Source organism: Streptomyces sp. NPDC050164, assembly GCF_044459945.1.
Taxonomy (GTDB): Bacteria; Actinomycetota; Actinomycetes; order Streptomycetales; family Streptomycetaceae; genus Streptomyces; species Streptomyces coeruleorubidus_A.
Genome location: NZ_JBITJK010000003.1, coordinates 101382 through 118663 on the forward strand (window position 1 = coordinate 101382; position 17282 = coordinate 118663).

Annotated in this window: 16 protein-coding genes and 1 pseudogene; 11 read left to right on the plus strand and 6 right to left on the minus strand. The window is 72.0% G+C overall.

All coding sequences use genetic code 11. From position 1 onward, the window contains the following. Positions 1-509 precede the first annotated feature (509 nt). A complete protein-coding gene (locus ACIBNA_RS05835; protein ID WP_399164019.1) occupies positions 510-815 on the plus strand; it encodes a phosphatase PAP2 family protein in 306 nt (101 codons plus the stop codon). Beyond that, positions 797-1024 (plus strand): hypothetical protein, encoded by a 228-nt coding sequence (locus ACIBNA_RS05840; RefSeq protein ID WP_399164020.1) that lies wholly within the window; start codon positions 797-799, stop codon positions 1022-1024. Before ACIBNA_RS05835 ends, ACIBNA_RS05840 begins: the two co-directional genes overlap by 19 nt. Here the strand turns inward: ACIBNA_RS05840 and ACIBNA_RS05845 are convergent. After that, positions 995-1813, minus strand: a complete 819-nt coding sequence (locus ACIBNA_RS05845) for a class I SAM-dependent methyltransferase (RefSeq protein ID WP_399164021.1) — start codon at positions 1811-1813, stop codon at positions 995-997. The two genes, ACIBNA_RS05840 and ACIBNA_RS05845, sit on opposite strands and share 30 nt — an antisense overlap. A 582-nt stretch (positions 1814-2395) precedes the next feature. Then, positions 2396-3919: a PstS family phosphate ABC transporter substrate-binding protein gene (locus ACIBNA_RS05850; protein ID WP_399164022.1), complete on the minus strand. Its 1524-nt coding sequence runs from the start codon at positions 3917-3919 to the stop codon at positions 2396-2398. A gap of 222 nt (positions 3920-4141) precedes the next feature. Between ACIBNA_RS05850 and ACIBNA_RS05855 the strand changes: the two are divergent. Next, positions 4142-4343 (plus strand): annotated as a pseudogene (locus ACIBNA_RS05855) (hypothetical protein); the annotation flags it as partial. 126 nt (positions 4344-4469) lie between these two features. Further along, positions 4470-5663, plus strand: coding sequence for a serine hydrolase domain-containing protein (locus ACIBNA_RS05860; RefSeq protein WP_399164023.1), 1194 nt, complete (start codon positions 4470-4472; stop codon positions 5661-5663). A gap of 332 nt (positions 5664-5995) precedes the next feature. Here ACIBNA_RS05860 and ACIBNA_RS05865 read toward each other — a convergent pair whose 3' ends face one another. Next, complete coding sequence (locus tag ACIBNA_RS05865) at positions 5996-7054, minus strand: hypothetical protein (RefSeq protein ID WP_399164024.1); 1059 nt, start codon at positions 7052-7054, stop codon at positions 5996-5998. Between the two features lie 311 nt (positions 7055-7365). Next, on the minus strand, positions 7366-7698 hold the full coding sequence (locus ACIBNA_RS05870) for a hypothetical protein (RefSeq protein ID WP_399164025.1): 333 nt from the start codon (positions 7696-7698) through the stop codon (positions 7366-7368). Positions 7699-8656: 958 nt separating this feature from the next. On the opposite strand from ACIBNA_RS05870, the gene ACIBNA_RS05875 reads away from it, so the two are divergent. The 4 genes from ACIBNA_RS05875 to ACIBNA_RS05890 all read left to right on the plus strand — a co-directional run bounded on the left by ACIBNA_RS05875 (position 8657) and on the right by ACIBNA_RS05890 (position 13529). Further along, positions 8657-9763, plus strand: coding sequence for a hypothetical protein (locus ACIBNA_RS05875; RefSeq protein WP_399164026.1), 1107 nt, complete (start codon positions 8657-8659; stop codon positions 9761-9763). Positions 9764-9844: 81 nt separating this feature from the next. Beyond that, positions 9845-10375 (plus strand): (2Fe-2S)-binding protein, encoded by a 531-nt coding sequence (locus ACIBNA_RS05880; protein WP_399164333.1) that lies wholly within the window; start codon positions 9845-9847, stop codon positions 10373-10375. Then, complete coding sequence (locus ACIBNA_RS05885) at positions 10372-11376, plus strand: FAD binding domain-containing protein (RefSeq protein WP_399164027.1); 1005 nt, start codon at positions 10372-10374, stop codon at positions 11374-11376. Before ACIBNA_RS05880 ends, ACIBNA_RS05885 begins: the two co-directional genes overlap by 4 nt. After that, positions 11373-13529, plus strand: coding sequence for a xanthine dehydrogenase family protein molybdopterin-binding subunit (locus ACIBNA_RS05890; RefSeq protein WP_399164028.1), 2157 nt, complete (start codon positions 11373-11375; stop codon positions 13527-13529). Before ACIBNA_RS05885 ends, ACIBNA_RS05890 begins: the two co-directional genes overlap by 4 nt. Positions 13530-13969: 440 nt before the next feature. Here ACIBNA_RS05890 and ACIBNA_RS05895 read toward each other — a convergent pair whose 3' ends face one another. Next, positions 13970-14425 (minus strand): hypothetical protein, encoded by a 456-nt coding sequence (locus ACIBNA_RS05895; protein WP_399164029.1) that lies wholly within the window; start codon positions 14423-14425, stop codon positions 13970-13972. A gap of 951 nt (positions 14426-15376) precedes the next feature. Between ACIBNA_RS05895 and ACIBNA_RS05900 the strand changes: the two genes are divergently transcribed. From ACIBNA_RS05900 to tgmB, 3 genes are all read left to right on the plus strand, one after another. Continuing rightward, entirely contained in the window at positions 15377-15688 is a 312-nt protein-coding gene (locus tag ACIBNA_RS05900; RefSeq protein WP_399164030.1) for a YkvA family protein, read from the plus strand. Between the two features lie 131 nt (positions 15689-15819). Further along, entirely contained in the window at positions 15820-16011 is a 192-nt protein-coding gene (gene tgmA, locus ACIBNA_RS05905; RefSeq protein ID WP_274821697.1) for a putative ATP-grasp-modified RiPP, read from the plus strand. Between the two features lie 16 nt (positions 16012-16027). Further along, positions 16028-17011 (plus strand): ATP-grasp ribosomal peptide maturase, encoded by a 984-nt coding sequence (tgmB, locus tag ACIBNA_RS05910; protein WP_399164031.1) that lies wholly within the window; start codon positions 16028-16030, stop codon positions 17009-17011. Between the two features lie 31 nt (positions 17012-17042). Here tgmB and ACIBNA_RS05915 read toward each other — a convergent pair whose 3' ends face one another. Then, positions 17043-17246, minus strand: coding sequence for a hypothetical protein (locus ACIBNA_RS05915; protein ID WP_059414305.1), 204 nt, complete (start codon positions 17244-17246; stop codon positions 17043-17045). Positions 17247-17282 lie beyond the last annotated feature (36 nt).

Here is a 17282-nt window from a genome sequence, read left to right on the forward strand (position 1 = left end):
CGCGAGCGTGCATGGTCTCGGTCTCCCAGCCCTCGAACAGACACACCGGTCCCCGGACCATTCCACTCCGGCAGGAGGTCGCCTCAGTAGCAGGGGCAGACCCGTCACGGGGGGACTGAACGAGCCTGCCCCTGCACGTCGGCGCCCGCTTGCCTCCCCACGGAGTGCAGGCACCCAGACCCCACTGGGGATCTCTTTCCTCAGCGTGCCGGACGACGGGAACGTCACTCACAGCCGACGCCCGGGTGACGGGGACGTCGTCGTGTCATTGAGCAGCGCGACTGGCAGTCGTCCACGTGCCGGGCAGGGCACGACCGGATGGCCGGGGGTGTGGCGCCCCTTGAGGCGCCCAACGGTGGATGCGGCCCTCCTGCGACCGCTGGCCGTCGTTAACACTGGCACCCCCCGGATGTCAGCACGGAGAGATTGAATTCGCTCACTGAATGTAATGTCGATGGGGCGGCTAGCGAACGATCACTCACCCCGCGGACAATGAGCCTCACCGCATCATGCTCTTCACCGGGACGCTGGCCCTCCACCTGGCGATCGTCCGGGTTCCCGTGGGTGAGCACTTCTTGGCTGGTGCGGCTCGACTGCTCGGTCAGCGGGGTGCCGTGGTGACATGGGGAATCCTGACGTATCCGACCTCCCCTCCGAGAGTGCGGCGCCGGCTGTCCGCATGGTCGGCGGCGATGGCGTTGGGCATCGGCCTCACCACTGTCTCCCTCGGTACGCACTGGCCGACTGACGTGCTACTCGGCTGGTCCGCGGGTCTGCTGGTCCTGCTGGCGCTACCGTGTGGTTCGAGCCGCTGATCGTCAGGGCCGAGGCGTGGATCCTCGATCCTCGCGACCGGCTGCGCGCGCTCTGGCCTGCCCGAGACGGCCACGGCGCTCCCACCTGGGCCGGTTCACCCGTGGTGCTGGTGCGGCGTTGCCCGACCAAGGACAAGGTCCGGGCCCGCGAAGCGCTCTCACCGGCGGCCGGCGCCGGGTCAGCCGTCGTGCTGGTCGAGAGCCGGTAGCGGGGAGCGGCTCACCCGGATCTTCGACTGGCCGTGGGGCCGCTTCTCCCAGTCGTCCATGAAACTGCCGTGAAGGCCGTGCTTGCGAGCCATGGCCAAGAGGGTCTCGGTGCGGTAGTAGAAGTCCTCGCGCAGCACCTGGTGTTCGGCGCCCTCCGTACGGTCGAAGGTGAAGTCGAAGAACCCCTTGTCGGTCAGAATACGGCCGACGTGGGCGAGGCACTCCTCGATCAGCGTCGGCGGCGAGTGGGAGAAGACGCTGTGCGCGTGTACGACGTCGAAGTGGTCGCCGGGCAGGAAGTCCAAGGTGAGGTCGCCGGTGATGGTCAGGTGCGGCAGTTTGTCCTGGAGCCCGCGCTCGACGAGGGTCTTCTTGGCGGCGATCAGGATGTCCGGCGAGATGTCGATGCCGTAGTAGTTGTTGGTATCGAGGTAGTCGATGAAGCGCCAGCCGCCGCGCAGGTTGCCGCAGCCGATGTCGAGCATCCGGTGCTCGGGGCGCAGCCCGTGCTCGACGAGGTAGTCGAACTGCATCTGCCCGAGTGCCAACCAGCGTTCGTGGGTCTGGCTGCCGACAGCTGCCTCCGGGTTGCGCCGGGTGTCCGAGGCCATGACCGCGCGGTAATAGCCGACGTGATCAGGATGCTTGAGGCGCAGCCAGGTGTCGCGGGAGGCTCGACGCAGGTACGGGGCGACACGGCCGGGGTGGGTCAGGGCGTAGCCGAGCTTGTGGGTGAGTGTGGAGCGGTTACGCTGCAGCTTCTTCGGGGACTTCGCATCCTGCGTCATGGCAGTGACCTCCGTACGAGGGGCGTCCCCGATACGGGGAGCGGCCTCTGGCAAGCGATGAAAACGTGCCGGTGACCGACCAAGTGTCACCAGCGCGATGGGCCGTCGCGGGTGGGCCGCGGCCAATGTAATGGGCGGCCGCCCACGGCACAGGCCATCCCCCGCTGGACACACACCCGACGGCCGGCCTCGCTCCTGCCGACGCGGCGATGGCCACCGGCCGCCGACCCACACTCGAACATGCTCACGCCGGAGCAGCCCTTTTGTACCCAAATTGACAGGTAAGCGACGGCGCCGAACGTCGCCGCGAGGGCATCGACCGCGTCACTCTTGGCATCGGTGCTCGGTCTGGGTTGCCAGACCATGACGGGCACTATGTATGGCCCGGTCACCAGCCGCAAGGACATGGTCGCGCTCATCCGGACCGCTGTCGATCAGGCTGTGAGGTACTTCGACACAGCCGAGCTGTCACCGGAGCGGTACTTGGCCAGAACAGCCGTACCGCCCGTATCTACCTGCCCTACCAGCACCGGGTCGATCCCGCCGTCCCGATCGAGGACGTGGCGGGCACGGTGAAGGACCTCACCGGCACTGCTCCGGCTCCCGCAGGCACGGCAGGTGCCCCTTGCCTCGGATCACGTTCTGGCTGGTGGACTCGTCGAGGTAGGCCAGGAAGCTGGCGGCGAGGGAGCCGGCGCGAGCGGGGCCGTAGGTGTAGGCGTACTCGATGTCCTTGTACGGGTAGCGGCCCGCGCCCAGGTCGATCTGCCGGTCGTCGGGCCAGTCGCCGGCCAGGGGAACCATCGTCACCTTGTCGCCCCGCTCTTTGGCGAGGCCCACTTCGCTGTAGCCGATGGCGCCGGGCTGTTCCTGGACCTTGTTCAGCACAGCTCTGGTCGAGCCGAGTTCGCAGCGCGTGACGGTGTCACCGGCCCGCTCGGGCGGCCTGCAGTCCAGTGACGTGCTCGGCGCCCGCTCCCACCCCTTGAGCACCCTGTCCTGGAAGATCTGCCGCGTACCCGACTCGTCGCCCCGGCTGACCAGGACGATCGGCAGGTCGGCGATCTCCTCCTGGCCGGGAACAACCTGGCCCCAGCGCTGGTACTTGCCCGCATAGATGTCCCGCACCTCCTGGGGGGACAGTCCGTGCGAGCCGAGGTCGATGCCTTTGTGGACGACGAGGGTGAAGAAGGACAGCGCGACCTCCTTCCCCGTCAGGTCCCAGCGCTCCCCCATCGGCCCGTCCGAGAAGGCGATCACTGACTGCGCGGCGTTCGGCGACCGCTCACCCAGCTCCGCGAGTGCGGACACGCCGCCCTCGCTGCCCCGCGCCTCGACGGAGATGTCGGCGCCCTGGCACTTGTTCTCGTACTGCTTGGCGAGCGTCTGGACGACGGGCTCGAAGGCGGTCGAGCCCGTCAGGGTCAACTCGCCCTGCTCGCACTCGATCGGATTGCCGACGCGCAGCACGATGATGCCGGCGAGGGCGAGCACGGCGAGGGCCAGCGCGCCGCTGAGCAGCCGGGCCGGGAGGCTGAACGTACGAAGCTTCTCGTCCGGCTTCGGAGCGCTGTTGCGGTGGACCCGGCCGTCCCGGAGGCCGCCGATCAGCTTGACCTCCCCTTCGGCCGGACCGCCGGAGAGCAGCACCAACAGCTTGAAGTGGTCGCCCGGATTGAGCGGGACGCGCGGGATGGTCACCGTACTGCCGACGTGTTCGAACCCGTTGGCGCTCGTGAAGTGACTGTTCAGATGCTCGATGCCGGATGGCTGGGTGACCGCGACGGCCTGGACCGTGCGGCCCGTGAACTCGGCGGTCAGACCGTGGACCTCGGACGAGGTGTAGTCGTTGTCGGCGACGCTCTGCGATCCGTCGTTCTCGATGCGCAGCAGGACAAGCGACGCGTCGGCCATGTTCGGTACGTCGAAATCGCCCAGACGGGGGTTGGACGACCCGTCGCCTATGGGGCTGTCCATCTGTACGCGGTAGCCGATCAGCTTGCGGCGCGGCACCCGGCGGTCGTACAGGAACATCGCGATGGGCACGAAGAGACCGAGGACGGACGTGCCGACGGCGATGACGTTCTCGATGCTCAGCCACTCCACTGGTGGTCCCCCGCCACTCTCAGAGCTCAGATGGTGGGGTCACCGTATGTCTGTCCGAACAGCGCGTCACAGCTCTGACGCAGATGTTCGCTCTACGTTCAACTTCCTCATGGGAAACGCGACTTCAGCGGTACCACACACGGGCCAGGTCGGTGTCTTTCAGTGCGCTTCGACCGCCGAGGTCCCGGTGGGCGAAACCCGGCCGCGGTCACGGACGCCGGCGCCAGGCGGCCCGCGACGTGCCTCCTGGCGCGAGGCGACCCCGTCCGCGGTGTCGTGGCCTTCGCCGGTGCCGGGCACCTCCCCCCGTGGACTGGCCCCCGGCGAGACACTTCTGATGTTCACCGACGGCCTTGTGGAGCGCCGCGGCGAGGACATCGATGACTCCCTCGCCCGTTTGAGCGAGCTGCGCCCCCACTCCGGGCGCCAGCAACTGTGCGGCGGTGGCCGCGAAGGTCATCCGTGTGCGGGGCGGGTCAGGGTGTGATCGGGGATCGCTCCGGGATGAACCCCGATGCTCGGGCGCGTGCCCGCTGACATCGTGAGGGGCATGACCTCAACGCGCATGTCACGAAGGGCGTTTGCGGGCGCCACCCTGTTAGGGACGGCCGCGCTGGCCGCTACCGCAGCGCTGCCCGCGCGCCGCGCCAGCGCCTCGTCCGCACTGCTCCCGCCGCTGGATCCCCGTGCCCTGCGGGCGGCGATCGACGACCTGGAGCACCCGCCGTCGACCGCGGCCCAGCTGCGCGTCGGCGGCACGGCCGGTCACTGGTGCGGCACCTCGGGCGTGGCGGACATCAGCACGCGGCGGCCGGTGACGGCACATGACAAGGTCCGGATCGGCAGCATCACCAAGGTCTTCGTCGCCACGGTGGTGCTGCAGCTGGTAGCGGAGGGCCGGGTCGACCTGGACGCGCCGGTGCGGCGCGTCCTGCCGGGACTGCTGCCGGCCCGCTTCGCGGTGGTCACCGTGGCGCATCTGTTGAACCACACCAGCGGACTGCCCGACCACGTCGGTATCCCGGAGCCCGACACCGCGGAGGAGGTGTTCCGCCACCGCTTCGACCACTGGACGCCGCAGGAGTGGGTGGCGACGGCGACGCACGGGCCGCTGAAGTTCGCCCCGGGCACCCGGCAGGAGTACCGCGGCATCAACTACGTACTGGCCGCTCTGATCATCGACAAGGTGACCGGCCGCCCGTACGGGGAAGCCGTCAGGGCCCGCATCCTGCGTCCGCTGGGCCTGGCGCGCACCGTCGTGCCCGGCAACGACCCGCGCATCCACGGCCGGCACGTGCACGGCTATCTGCGGATGGCCGACGGCAGCCTGCGGGACATCACCACCTACGACCAGTCGTCCTCCCGCGGCGAGGGCGACATGATCTCCACCACGAGCGACCTCGACCGGATGCTCGCCGCGCTGTTCTCCGGCGAGTTGCTCCCGCCTGAGCTGCTCCAGCTGATGTTCACCCTGCCCCCGAACGACGTGCGCATGCTGGACGGCTCCCCGGCCCGCTACAGCACCGGCCTGCAGCAGGCCACCGTCAACGGCGTGACCCTCTGGGGCAAGACCGGCGAGACGTACGGCTACAAGAACGCCGCATTCTCCACCCGTGACCAGCGGCGCCGCTTCGTGCTCGCGTACCACCCGACGACCGCCCGCAACGGCGAGGAGAGCCAGATGATCGCTCGGGTCGCCGACTTGATCACCCGCAGCCCGAGCGCCGAAAGCTCGGCGCCCTAGCCCCATGTCGTGTGACACCAGCGACAGATGGGCTCGGAAGGTGTCCGCGGCGAAAGGGTCTTCCGCGGGGTTCGGCGCCGGAGTCTCCAGCGGCAGGACGGCCTCGTCGACCAGGCCCGCTCCCTGCCGTCGGACGCCGGCGTTGTGGACGGTGAAGGTCGAGGCTTCGGCCAGTCCCCGGGGCCTGCACGAAATGTCCGGTCGGTTCGGTCGCCGTCGCCTCCACGACCGGAGAAACCGCCGTGTGGGTCGAGGTCACGGTCACTGGCCGGCCTGCTCTCGGTAGTCCTCGAGCTTGGCTGTCCCCCATTCCCTGCCTTACCTCAGGTCTTTCAGCCCGACACTCGTGCCCGGGCGGAGGACATGATCTCCTGCCGTCGCCGGTGGCGTTGTTCGTACTGCAGTACCCGACGGCTCACGCCGTCGGGGGCGTCCTCCAGGCTCGCGGTGACTTCCGCCGTGTCCATGGCGTCGTAGCCGGTCCACGGCTCGGATTCCCGTAGCTGCTCGATGGCGTCCAGGACCCGCTTGCGGTGGGCGTGGGCGCGCTCGTAGCCCTCGATCACCGTCAGATCCAGCTGGGACAGCGTGTGCAGCCGCTCCTTGATCTGTTCTGTGCTGAGCTGGCTGAACCCGGGAATGGGCAGGTCCTCCTCGCGCCTGACCGCTCCCAGCACTTCCTCTGCCATGGGGCCGGGCTCGGGCATCTCCCGCCCCGCGCCCTCGGCCGCATCCTGAGCCAGGCGGATGCCGCGCTCGGCGGCGTCCCGTACCCGCTCGAAGGCGGTGCGCATGGTCTGGGCCAGTGCGTCGGTCAGACCGCCGTTCCCGCCTTCGCGGGGGACGAAGCCGTTCGTGGACGCCGCCACGGTGCGGGCCTGTTCGGCCAGACTGTCCTCCAGCTCCCGCAGGAGGTTCTCGTCCTGCCGGCGTAGCGAGCCCAGCAGGTCGGCGGTGGACTGAGCGTCCACCTGTTCGGCGAGGACCTCCCCGGCCTGGCAGGCCGCCAGTGCACGTGCCGCAGCCGCGTATTCGTCCTCCGCGTTCCTCATCAACCGCCGTGGATCGGCCGGACCCCCGCCGGGCAGCACCCCCCTGACCATCCTCGACGCGATCGTCAGCGGCAGCATCGTCGTCCGCACGGCCCCCTGTGAGACGGAGCGCGTCACACCGGCAGCGGTGCCCAGCAGGCCCCGCGGACGAAGAGTGCGTTCCTGGCGCTCGATGCGCTGCACACTGTTGTGGATCTCGATGGTCTGGCGTTCGAGCATCTGCCGGTACGGGCCCGGTGGGGTGACACTCGTATCCGCCCGGAACCGGTCCAGGACCGCGACATGCGCCTGGCGCGCATCCTCCAGCACCGGTAGGAGTTCCTCCGTCTTCACAGCCATGCGGTACTCCCTGAGGAAAGCTGGGCGGCAGTCCGCCGCACACGGAAAGCGGCTGCCCTCGTCGGCACATGGCCGGGCAACCGGCACCATCCTGTGGGACGCACGCCAAGATCGCCTGTGGGGCGCAGCCGGATCCTTCAGGGATATCGCCCGCTGGGCAGCACACGCCGTGGACGCGGACGAACACAGCCGCTTGGTCCGTCCGGGTGGCGGCCGTGCCGCCCCGGCCGGCCGAGGCGGCCCACCCACCAGGGCGTTCGGACGCCGTCAGGCGAACTGGACCAGGGCGAAGGTCACGTCTGCCGGGTCCTTCAGGAGGGCGACCCGTCCGACACCGGCCACTTCGGCGGCCCGGAGACGACGGTTCCGCCCAGTGACTTCGCCGCGCCCGCCGCGCCGTCGATGTCCTCGACTCGCGTCGCTACGACCGGCTGCGCGAACAGGCGGCGCTCCGCGTCGTCGGGGTGCCCGACCCGCAGCTGACGGGTCATGAGCAGTGGCTGCTGCGGCTGACCACCGCACCGGGGACCGCCCTGGACCTCGCGCACGCCCTGGTGCGCCGTCCGGACACCTCGTGGGTGTACCTCACCGGCGGGGGCACCGAGATCGTCGCCGTGCTGGAGACCCCGCTGGGTACCGCCCACGGTCATTCATTCCCTGCTGCTGCACGAACTGCCGCCCATTGTGGGCCTCACCGCCGTGTCCGCCCATCACCTGCTGCACACCTAACTGGGCTGGCGCACGCCCTGGCGGATGAGTGCGAACGCGCTCACACCGCGGCAGCAACTCATGCCGCGGGCAACGAGATGCGCAGGGGAGGCCGCGTCACCGTCCCCGGACCGGTGCCGGCACGTACACTCTCCCCCGCCGATCACGCGCCGATGGCGGCACCGCGGCACGACGGGCGCGCCACCGTCGGAGAGCTCGCCGACGGTACCGGCTGGTCCCCGGCCACGGTCTCGCGCCGACTGGACCAGCTGCGGGCGGGTGGAACGACCTTCTTCGACGTCGAGATCGACCCCGCGCTGCTGGGCGGCAGCGTCAAGAAGGTCCTGCTGTGGATGGCGGTGGCCCCGGCGCCTCTCGACGAGGTGGCCACGCCCCTGGCCGGCCATGACGAGCTCGCCTTCGTGGCACACACCCCCGGCCCCACCAACCTGGTGGCGCACGCCCTGTGCCAGGACACCGCTGCCCTGTACCACTACCTCGCCCACGGCCTGGGCTCGGTCGAGGCGATCCCCTGGGACGGCGCCGGTCCTGAGAACCGACCCTCAAGGCCGTGGGCACACTCCCGTCCCCAGGACGGCCTTCTCGCCGGGAGTGAACCGCGTCGGGTGAAGCGAGCAGGACCCGCCCCGATGCGGATGGTGGGCGGGCCCTGCTCGTGCGGACCATTGTCGGGACCCGGTGCCGGTGGGGCCACGAGTGTGATCCGCCGATGTGCGCGCGGCGCGCACACCCCGTGCGCGCCGTCGCCCGGCGCTGTCCCCTGGCGCCGCCGGGTGCCGCATGGCGCCGCCGCGAGTGTGACCCCGGGTTATCCCCGTCGGCCTGCGGCGACGATACTGGCAGGCGCACCTGCCCCCGTTCACAGTTGGACCCATGCCGACCTCCTCCACCGTCCGCCCCATGACTCCCGCCACTGTCTGGCTGGCCCGAGGCCGCCATGCCGACGGCGCCGCGGAAGACGTTCTCCGGCGCTCGCTGGAGGAACGCAAGCGAAGTCGGGCCATCGACGACTTTCTGGAGTTGCCCGAGGCCGGGACCGAGGCCGAGACCGAAGCCGCCCCGGCGGAGCGGGTCTTCGAGGCCCGCTGGCGGGTGGACGAGACGGTGACCGTGCGGGCCCGGATCGGCGTGACGCCCGGGCCGGAGGGCGGGCAGGAGTGGATTCTGGTCGCGGAGGCCGAGCAGCCGTGGAACGACCACTGGCCGTCGCCCGCCGGGCTGTTCTGGCCAAAGGAGCCGGACGTCGCCTGGGACCGGGACGGCGTCGCGGAGCTGTCCCTGCGGGAGATCAATCCGCTCCCCCAGGACGACAAGGAGACGCGGCGCCTGTTCAGGAACGCGGTGCGCGGCGGGTGGCACATCCACGTGGTGGTCCACGAGGCGATGACCACCGACGACCGCGGCCGGGTGCCGGTGGCGCGGTGGCTCCCGCCGGGGCTGCGGCACCGTGTGGTGGAGCACCGCGCCGCGCCCCAGCAGCACCGGGGCCTCAACTGGGCCCTGCGCGACCTGGGGGTCCAGGTGCCGCGCGGCGGTGCCGTGGTGCTGCCCGGCACCCCGGCGCCGGACGGTTACGCGGCCGAGGACTACTCCGTCCGCGCGGTCTTCCTCGACGGCTCGGAGCCGACGGACCTCGTCGACGCGGTGACGCGGTACGCCGCGCTGCCGAGTCCGCTGCCCGACGGCGCCGAGGACGCCCTCGCCGCGCTGCGGGAGGACTGGCACCTGCTGACGCTCCAGGAGGAGCTGGAGCGTCAGCGCGGGCTCGTGGCCATGTACGCCGAAGCACTGGAGGCCATGACCAGGTCACGCGACCTGTACCGGGAGGCCGCCGAACGCGCCCACGAGGCCCTGGCCGCCTACCAGGAGTCCGCCGAGGCCGCTCCCGTGCGGCAGCAGTCCTCCGACACTCCCGTAGCGTCTCCACTGCAACAGCTCACACGTACGTTCGAACGCTTCAAGGGCAGGTCCTCTTCCTGACGGGGCGCACGTGTCAGCCGTGGTCTGGTGGATACGCGGTCCGTACGGCAGTACGGCCCGTCCGGGAAGGTCCTCCACGCCATGGGCAACGACCAGTACCACTCGGAGACCACGCTCCGCGTCAACGGCAAACCCCACACGCTCACCGTGGACCACCGGCGGGTCCTGCTGGACCTCCTGCGGGAGGACCTGGATCTCACGGGCGCCAAGAAGGGGTGCGACCACGGCCAGTGCGGTGCCTGCACGGTCCTGGTGGACGGGCGGCGCGTCAACAGCTGTCTGCTGTTCGCGGTCGCCCTGGACGGCTGTGAGGTCACGACTGTCGAAGGGCTCTCCGGCGACGGGGAGGGCCCGCACCCGCTGCAGCGGGCCTTCCTGGAGCGCGACGCCTTCCAGTGCGGCTACTGCACCCCGGGCCAGATCTGCTCCGCGGCCGGCATGCTCGCCGAGGCGGCGGCCGGTCACCCCTCGCACGTCACCGACCCGGCGACGCCCTCGGCCGGACCGGTGCCGCTGGACCGGGCGGAGATCCGGGAGCGGCTGAGCGGCAACCTGTGCCGGTGCGGTGCGTATCCGCGGATCGCCGAGGCCGTGGAGGACGTGATCCCGTGAAGGAGTTCGCCTACGTCCGCGCCGGGAGCGTCGAGGAGGCGACCTCCGCGTACGCCTCCCACGCCGGTGCCCGCTATCTCGGCGGCGGCACCAACCTCGTCGATCTGATGAAGCTCGGCGTCGAGCGGCCCGCCGCCCTCATCGACGTCACCCGGCTGCCGCTGGACGCGGTGCAGGAGCTGCCGGACGGTGCGCTGCGGATCGGGGCGATGGTGCGCAACAGCGACCTCGCGGCCCACCCCCTCGTGCGCGACCGGTACCCGGCGCTGTCGCAGGCGGTGCTCGCGGGGGCGTCGGGGCAGTTGCGCAACGCGGCGACGACCGGCGGCAACCTGCTCCAGCGCACCCGGTGCCCGTACTTCCAGGACCTGTCGAAGCCGTGCAACAAGCGCGAGCCGGGCAGCGGCTGCGGCGCGCGGGACGGCGTCCACCGAGATCACGCGGTGCTCGGGCACTCCGCGCACTGCATCGCCACCCACCCGTCGGACATGGCGGTGGCGCTGGCCGCTCTCGACGGGCGTGTCGAGCTGTACGGCCCCGAGGGCGCCCGGAGTGTCGCGGCGGCGGACTTCCACCGGCTGCCCGGGGACCGGCCGGAGCAGGACACCGTGATCCGGACCGGCGAACTGGTCACCGGCGTGGTGCTGCCGGCCGTCACGGCCGGGCTGCCGTCGGCGTACCGCAAGGCCCGCGACCGGGCCTCGTACGCCTTCGCGCTCGCGTCCGTCGCGGCCGTGCTGCGGGTGTCGGACGGTGTGGTCGGCGACGTGGGGCTCGCGTTCGGGGCGCTGGCGCACCGGCCGTGGCGGGCCCGGCGGGCGGAGGAGGCTCTGCTGGGCGCGGCTCCGACCGCTGCCGCGTTCGAGCACGCCGTCGACCTGGAACTGTCCGCCGCGCAGCCGCTGCGCGACAACGCCTACAAGGTGCCGCTGGCCCGGGGGATCGCCGTGGACGTGCTGTCCCGGCTGGCGGAGGCGGCGCTGACGAGGAGGACTTCATGACCGGCAGCGTGGGCGTCCCTGCCGAGCGCCGGGAGGGACGGGAGAAGGTCAGCGGCACCGCCCGCTACGCCGCCGAGTACCACTTCCCCGGCCGGGCCCAGGCCTGGCCCGTGCCGGCGGCTGTCGCCCGGGGCCGGGTGACCGGCGTCGACACGGCGGCGGCCCTGGCCGTGCCCGGTGTGATCGCCGTCCTCACGCACGAGAACGCACCGCGGCTCGCCGAGCCGGACGATGCCACGCTCGCCGTGCTCCAGGAGCCCCGGGTTCCGCACCGCGGCTGGTTCGTGGCCCTGGTGGTGGCCGAGACCCTGGAGGCGGCGCGGGCCGGTGCCGCCGCGGTCCGCGTCGACTACGCCGCCGAGCAACACGATGTGACCCTCACCGCGTCGCACCCGGGTGTGTACGTCCCCGAGGACGCCAATGCCGAGTATCCGGCCGTCCGCGAACGGGGCGACCCCGACGGGGCGTTCGGTTCCTCGGCCGCCCGGGTCGATGTCGCCTACCGGGTGCCGCCGTTGCACAACCACCCCATGGAGCCGCACGCCAGCACCGCCCGCTGGGACGACGGCCGGCTCACCGTGCACACCTCCAGCCAGGGTGCCGGTGCGGTACAGGCCGTGCTCGCCGGGCTGTTCGGCATTCCCGAGGAGCGGATCGTCGTCACCGCCGAGCACGTCGGCGGCGGCTTCGGCTCCAAGGGCACGCCACGGCCCGACGTGGTGCTCGCCGCGACGGCGGCGCGGCAGACCGGTCGGGCGGTCACGGTGGCGCTGCCCCGCCGGTACCTGCCCGCCGTCGTCGGGCATCGTGCTCCCACCCTGCACCGGCTGCGGCTCGGCGCCGACGCGGACGGGCGCCTCACCTCCCTCGTGCACGAGGTCACGACGCACACCTCCCGGATCAAGGAGTTCGTGGAGCAGGCGGCGGTACCGGCGCGGGTGATGTACGCGTCACCCCACAGCCGTACGGAGCACCGGGTCGTGGCGCTGGACGTGCCCTCGCCGTCGTGGATGCGGGCGCCGGGCGAGGCACCGGGCATGTACGCGCTGGAGTCCGCCATGGACGAACTCGCCGCCGAGCTGGGCATGGACCCGGTCGAGCTGCGCGTCCGCAACGAACCGGACGTCGAACCCGACAGCGGCAAGCTGTTCAGCAGCAGGCACCTGGTGGAGTGTCTGCGCGAGGGCGCCCGCCGCTTCGGGTGGGCCGGGCGCGACCCCCGGCCGGGCTCCCGCCGGGAAGGGCCCCTGCTGCTGGGGACGGGCGTGGCGGCGGCGACGTATCCCGTCATGGTGTCGCCCGCCACGGCGTGGGTCCGCGCGCTGCCCGACGGGACGTTCCTGGTGCGGATCAACGCCACGGACATCGGTACGGGGGCCCGGACCGTGCTCGCGCAGGTCGCCGCCGACGCCCTCGGCGTGCCGCTGAAGCGGGTACGGATCGAGGTCGGCAGCACCGAACTTCCCTCGGCACCACTGGCCGGCGGTTCGTCCGGCACCGCTTCCTGGGGCTGGGCGGTCCACGAGGCGGGTGCCCGGCTGGCGCGGCGGCTGGCCGAGCACCCGGGGCCGCTGCCAGAGCAGGGTCTCGACGCCCGCGCGGACACGACGGGCACGGCGGACGCCGAGAGCGACTGGGCGCGGCACGCCTTCGGGGCGCACTTCGCCGAGGTCGCCGTGGACACGGTCACCGGCGAGGTCCGGGTCGGCCGGCTGCTCGGGGTGTACGCCGCGGGGCGCATCCTCAACGCCCGTACCGCACGCTCCCAGTTCGTCGGCGGCATGACGATGGGCCTGGGCATGGCGTTGACCGAGGGCAGCACGATGGACGCCGCGTTCGGTGACTTCACGGAGTCGGACCTCGCGTCGTACCACGTGCCGGTGCACGCCGACGTGGCCGAGATCGAGGCGCACTGGCTGGACGAGGACGATCCCCGTCTCAACCCCATGGGCAGCAAGGGGATCGGGGAGATCGGCATCGTCGGGACGGCCGCCGCGATCGGCAACGCGGTCCACCACGCCACCGGTGTCCGCTTCCGTGAACTCCCGCTGACGCCGGACCGGGTGCTGACCGGACTGCTCGACCGCCGTACGGCGAACCACGCCCCGACCGGACCCGCTGCGGGCGGATCCGGTCCGGTACGGGGCGCGTAGGTCTCACTCCGCCGTTTGGCGTGCCTCGGGCGCCGGCGCGGACGCCCACTGTCTGCCCGCGAGAGGCGCCACCATACGGAAGACCAGGGCGACGAAAGCCAGCAGTGCCGCGCACACGGCGGCCGCGGTGGCGAGCCACGGCGGGGAGCGCGAGGTCCACGGCCCGGGACAGGGACGCCGACGGGAACGAACTCCCGTACGCCTGGGCCGCGGCGAGCACCGTGGGCACCACCACCGCCCCGGCCGTGCACAGCACCGGCAGGCCGAGCTCGAACGCGTGCAGGCGCAGGGACGCTCCGCCGCGTTGCAGCGGGGAGTGGGCCACCGCGCACAGGGCCAGTGCCAGGGCCGCGAGCCGGCCCGACCACGACACGGACCTGGCGAGCCGGTCCGTCGCACGGCCGCGGTCCGCAGGCGGGTCGTCGAGCGTCCGGTGGGCCTCACGGGCGGAAGCCGGGCGTGCCGCACGGCGCTTGCCCGGCCGGGCCGGGCTTCTCGGCTTCCCCGGTCTCGTCGTCCGGACGCGAAGTCCCGGCCGGCAGCCGGCCGTTGCGGTCCAGACGTTCAAGGCCCAAGCGGTCGATCAGCCCGACCAGTTCCCCGACGGACCGGCCCGCGGCGGCGGCCCGGATGGCCTCGTCCCCGCAGTCGGCGTCGCGCGGGGGCTTCGTCAGCATGGCGATCAGCCGGGAGACGTCCTCCACGGGCCGGCTCACCCCGGCGGTGCGCAGCGCGTCGACCTTGGCCTGCGTGTGGTCGGGCGACTCCTCCAGCGAGGTGATGAGGTCGACGACCTCCTCCAGCGGCCGGTCGGCCACCGCGGCGTGTACGAGGTCGCTCACCGCGTCGCCGTACGGCGGGCCGCCGGTCGGCCCGGTGCCGGGCCGGAGCTCCACCGGGTGGTCGTCGAGGGAGCGGATGACGAACGGCCGCGCAGTCGGCTGGTCCGTCTCGTCCTGGCCGGGCGCGGCGGGCCGGACGGGCTCGGCTGGCGCCTGGTCCGTGCGGTTCGGGGCGGGGGCGACAGGGCGTGCTTCAAGCCGGGTCCAGCCATTCCTGTGCGGGCGGGGCGGGGCGCGCCTGCGCTGGGTCCATCCAGTCCTGGCCCGGCGCGGCGGACCGCTCGGCCGCCGGGTCCGGGCCGGAGGGAGCGGACTGCGTGCTCGCGTCGCCCGGGGCGGGGGTGGCAGACCGCTCGGTCGCCGTGTGCGAGCCGGGGGGCGGCGGGCCGGGTCGCCGAGTCCGCCTGGTCCGAGCCGGGGGCAGCCGCGCGCGCATGCGCCTCACCCGAGTGGCCGAAGCCGGGGGCAGCGGCCCGCGCGCGCTCCTCGTCCGACTGGCCCAAGCCAGGAGTAGCAGCCCGCGCATCCGCCTGATCCGAGGGGTCCGATCCGGTCGCGGCGGGCCGGGCGAAGCTCCTGTCCGCCTCGTCCGGGACCCAGGAGGCGGGCCGTGTGGCGCCTGGCTCGATGCCCGGCCGGCCGGACGAACCGTACGTCGCGTGCGAGCCGGCGGCGGGCTGCGTGCTCGTCCGCTCCACCTGGTACATGCCGGTGGCGACGGCTGTCTCGGCGGACGGCTGGGCGGACCCGTTCGGCTCGTCGGGTATGGCAGGTTCGTTCGAGCGGGGTGATGAAGCCCAGGTGGTCATACTCGCCTCCATGGGGAAGAGTGCGGCCGCTCCTGCGCCCCCGTCGTGTCACGAGCGACGTTACGCTGACCATTACTTGGCGCCCCGAATCCGCCGACGTGGCGACATGTCAGGCCCCGGCCGCAATACAGCCGCCGGAAACGGGAATCCAGGAAGGGACACCCCGTGTCGCGGCACGCCAGGAGGAGGGCAGCCCGTGGATACGACCACAACGGTGATCACCCTGGCCGCGGTTGTCGCGGCCATCGTCCTCGCCTGCGCCGTCGGCATCCTGGTGCGGCTGGTCAGAACCCGGCGCGAACTGCGGCGCGCGGGACTGCCCACGGGCCCGCGCTGGGTCTTCTGGGGCGCGGTTGTCTATTTCGTGCTGCCTGCCGACGTGCTGCCCGATCCGGTGTACCTGGACGACATCGGCGTCCTGCTGCTCGCTCTGCGCACCGTCCGCGGCTCCCTCGGCGAACGGGAGCGCAGCACGACACGCCGGCCGGACCGCCAACCGGCCCGATGACTACGGAAAGTAAGGAAACCAACCACCCGTTCGATTCGTATAAGTCTCTGGGAGCCGAAACGAGTCGGCGGACCGGGTGGCCGTGCCCCTGGATCCGGCTCGATCGGCGCAGCACCGACGAGGGAGAGACGATGCAACCGTTCGCGCTCAACTACGCGCGCCCGGCAGTGGAGTTGGAAGCTGCCACTCCGTACGTGTACGACGCCGGACTGCAGTTGAACGTGCTCCACGACGGCCGGGTGGCCGCCTGCGACTTCGCCCTGTTGAGGGAGGTCGGCACCACGACGTCCACCGCCGGCTCCAAGACGCACTTCGACGACTGACCACGGGCCGCCGAAGATGACGGTACTGATCCTCACCTGCGAGGAGGATGTGACCGCGGACATGGTGGTCGTGCACCTGAACGCGACGGGGGTTCCGGTGGTCCGCGTCGACCCCGCCGATCTGACCGGTGGTGTCGCGCTGTCCGGGGAATACGTCCACGGCCGTTTCCGCGGCCATCTGTCCGCCGGGGGGCGGCTGGTGAGCATCGGGGGGCTGCGGTCGGTGTGGGTACGCCGGCCGGGCACCCCGGCCGGGCGGGCGGCCCAGCCGTCCGCGTGGCTGACCGAGGAGGCCGCCCAGGCGCTCTACGGCATGCTGCGGGGCTCGGACGCGCGCTGGATGAACCACCCCGACGCGGCCCGCCGGGCCCGGCACAAGCCCTGGCAGCTGCGCCTCGCCCAGCGGTGCGGCCTGCCCGTGCCGGCCACGCTGATCACGACCTTCCCACGCGCCGCCCGCGAGTTCTCGGAGCGCTACCCGGACCTGGTGGTCAAGCCGGTGTCGGGCGCGCATCCGCAGGACCCGCCCCGGGCCGTGCCGACCAGCCGCGTCCCACCGGACACAGACTTCTCCGCGGTCGCGTTCGGGCCGACGCTGCTTCAGCGGCGGATCTCCAAGCGGGCCGACATCCGTCTCACCGCGGTGGGCGAGCGGATGCTGGCGGCCCGCAAGGCGACCGCCGCGGACGCGGACCCCGACGAGGTCGACGTGCGGTTCGCCGCGCCCGGCGCACCGTGGCGGCCCACCGACGTGCCGTCGTGCATCGCGCCGGGCGTCCGGGCCTATCTGGGGGAGGCAGAACTGGCTTACGGGGCCTTCGACTTCGTCGAGGACGCCGACGGGACCTGGTGGTTCCTGGAGTGCAATCAGTCAGGGCAGTTCGGGTTCGTCGAGGTGGAGACGGGGCAGCCGATCGCCCGCACCATCGCCGAGTGGCTGGCCCGCCCCGTTCCCGAGGCGCCGTCGCACGTCAACGGCGCGAACACGACGGCCTGTTGAGCACCGGGACCGGCCGTCCACCGGTCCTGCTTCACTGCGGCCGCGGCCCGGGCAGCATGGCCGTACGCTGCCACCCGGTGCCCGGGGAGTGCGGCCGGTCGTAGCCGGGGGACTGCGCGGGCCGCATGACCAGCTCCAGTTCCCTGCTCACGCGTTCGGCCTCGCGGCGAACCTGTGCGGGCACATCGCCGCACTCCGCGATGAGTCGGTCGTAGATGGGGGAATCCTGGAACACCCGTCAACGCGCCTTTCTGCTCGTCGGCCCCGTGCG

What these genes read in the sequence shown, in the direction of transcription:
- ACIBNA_RS05880 (WP_399164333.1), top strand. Translation starts at nt 9,845, where the DNA reads ATGGGCAACGACCAGTACCACTCGGAGACCACGCTCCGCGTCAACGGC.
- ACIBNA_RS05835 (WP_399164019.1), top strand. Translation starts at nt 510, where the DNA reads ATGCTCTTCACCGGGACGCTGGCCCTCCACCTGGCGATCGTCCGGGTT.
- ACIBNA_RS05845 (WP_399164021.1), bottom strand. Translation starts at nt 1,813, where the DNA reads ATGACGCAGGATGCGAAGTCCCCGAAGAAGCTGCAGCGTAACCGCTCC.
- ACIBNA_RS05890 (WP_399164028.1), top strand. Translation starts at nt 11,373, where the DNA reads ATGACCGGCAGCGTGGGCGTCCCTGCCGAGCGCCGGGAGGGACGGGAG.
- ACIBNA_RS05875 (WP_399164026.1), top strand. Translation starts at nt 8,657, where the DNA reads ATGCCGACCTCCTCCACCGTCCGCCCCATGACTCCCGCCACTGTCTGG.
- ACIBNA_RS05860 (WP_399164023.1), top strand. Translation starts at nt 4,470, where the DNA reads ATGACCTCAACGCGCATGTCACGAAGGGCGTTTGCGGGCGCCACCCTG.
- tgmA (WP_274821697.1), top strand. Translation starts at nt 15,820, where the DNA reads ATGCAACCGTTCGCGCTCAACTACGCGCGCCCGGCAGTGGAGTTGGAA.
- tgmB (WP_399164031.1), top strand. Translation starts at nt 16,028, where the DNA reads ATGACGGTACTGATCCTCACCTGCGAGGAGGATGTGACCGCGGACATG.
- ACIBNA_RS05865 (WP_399164024.1), bottom strand. Translation starts at nt 7,054, where the DNA reads ATGGCTGTGAAGACGGAGGAACTCCTACCGGTGCTGGAGGATGCGCGC.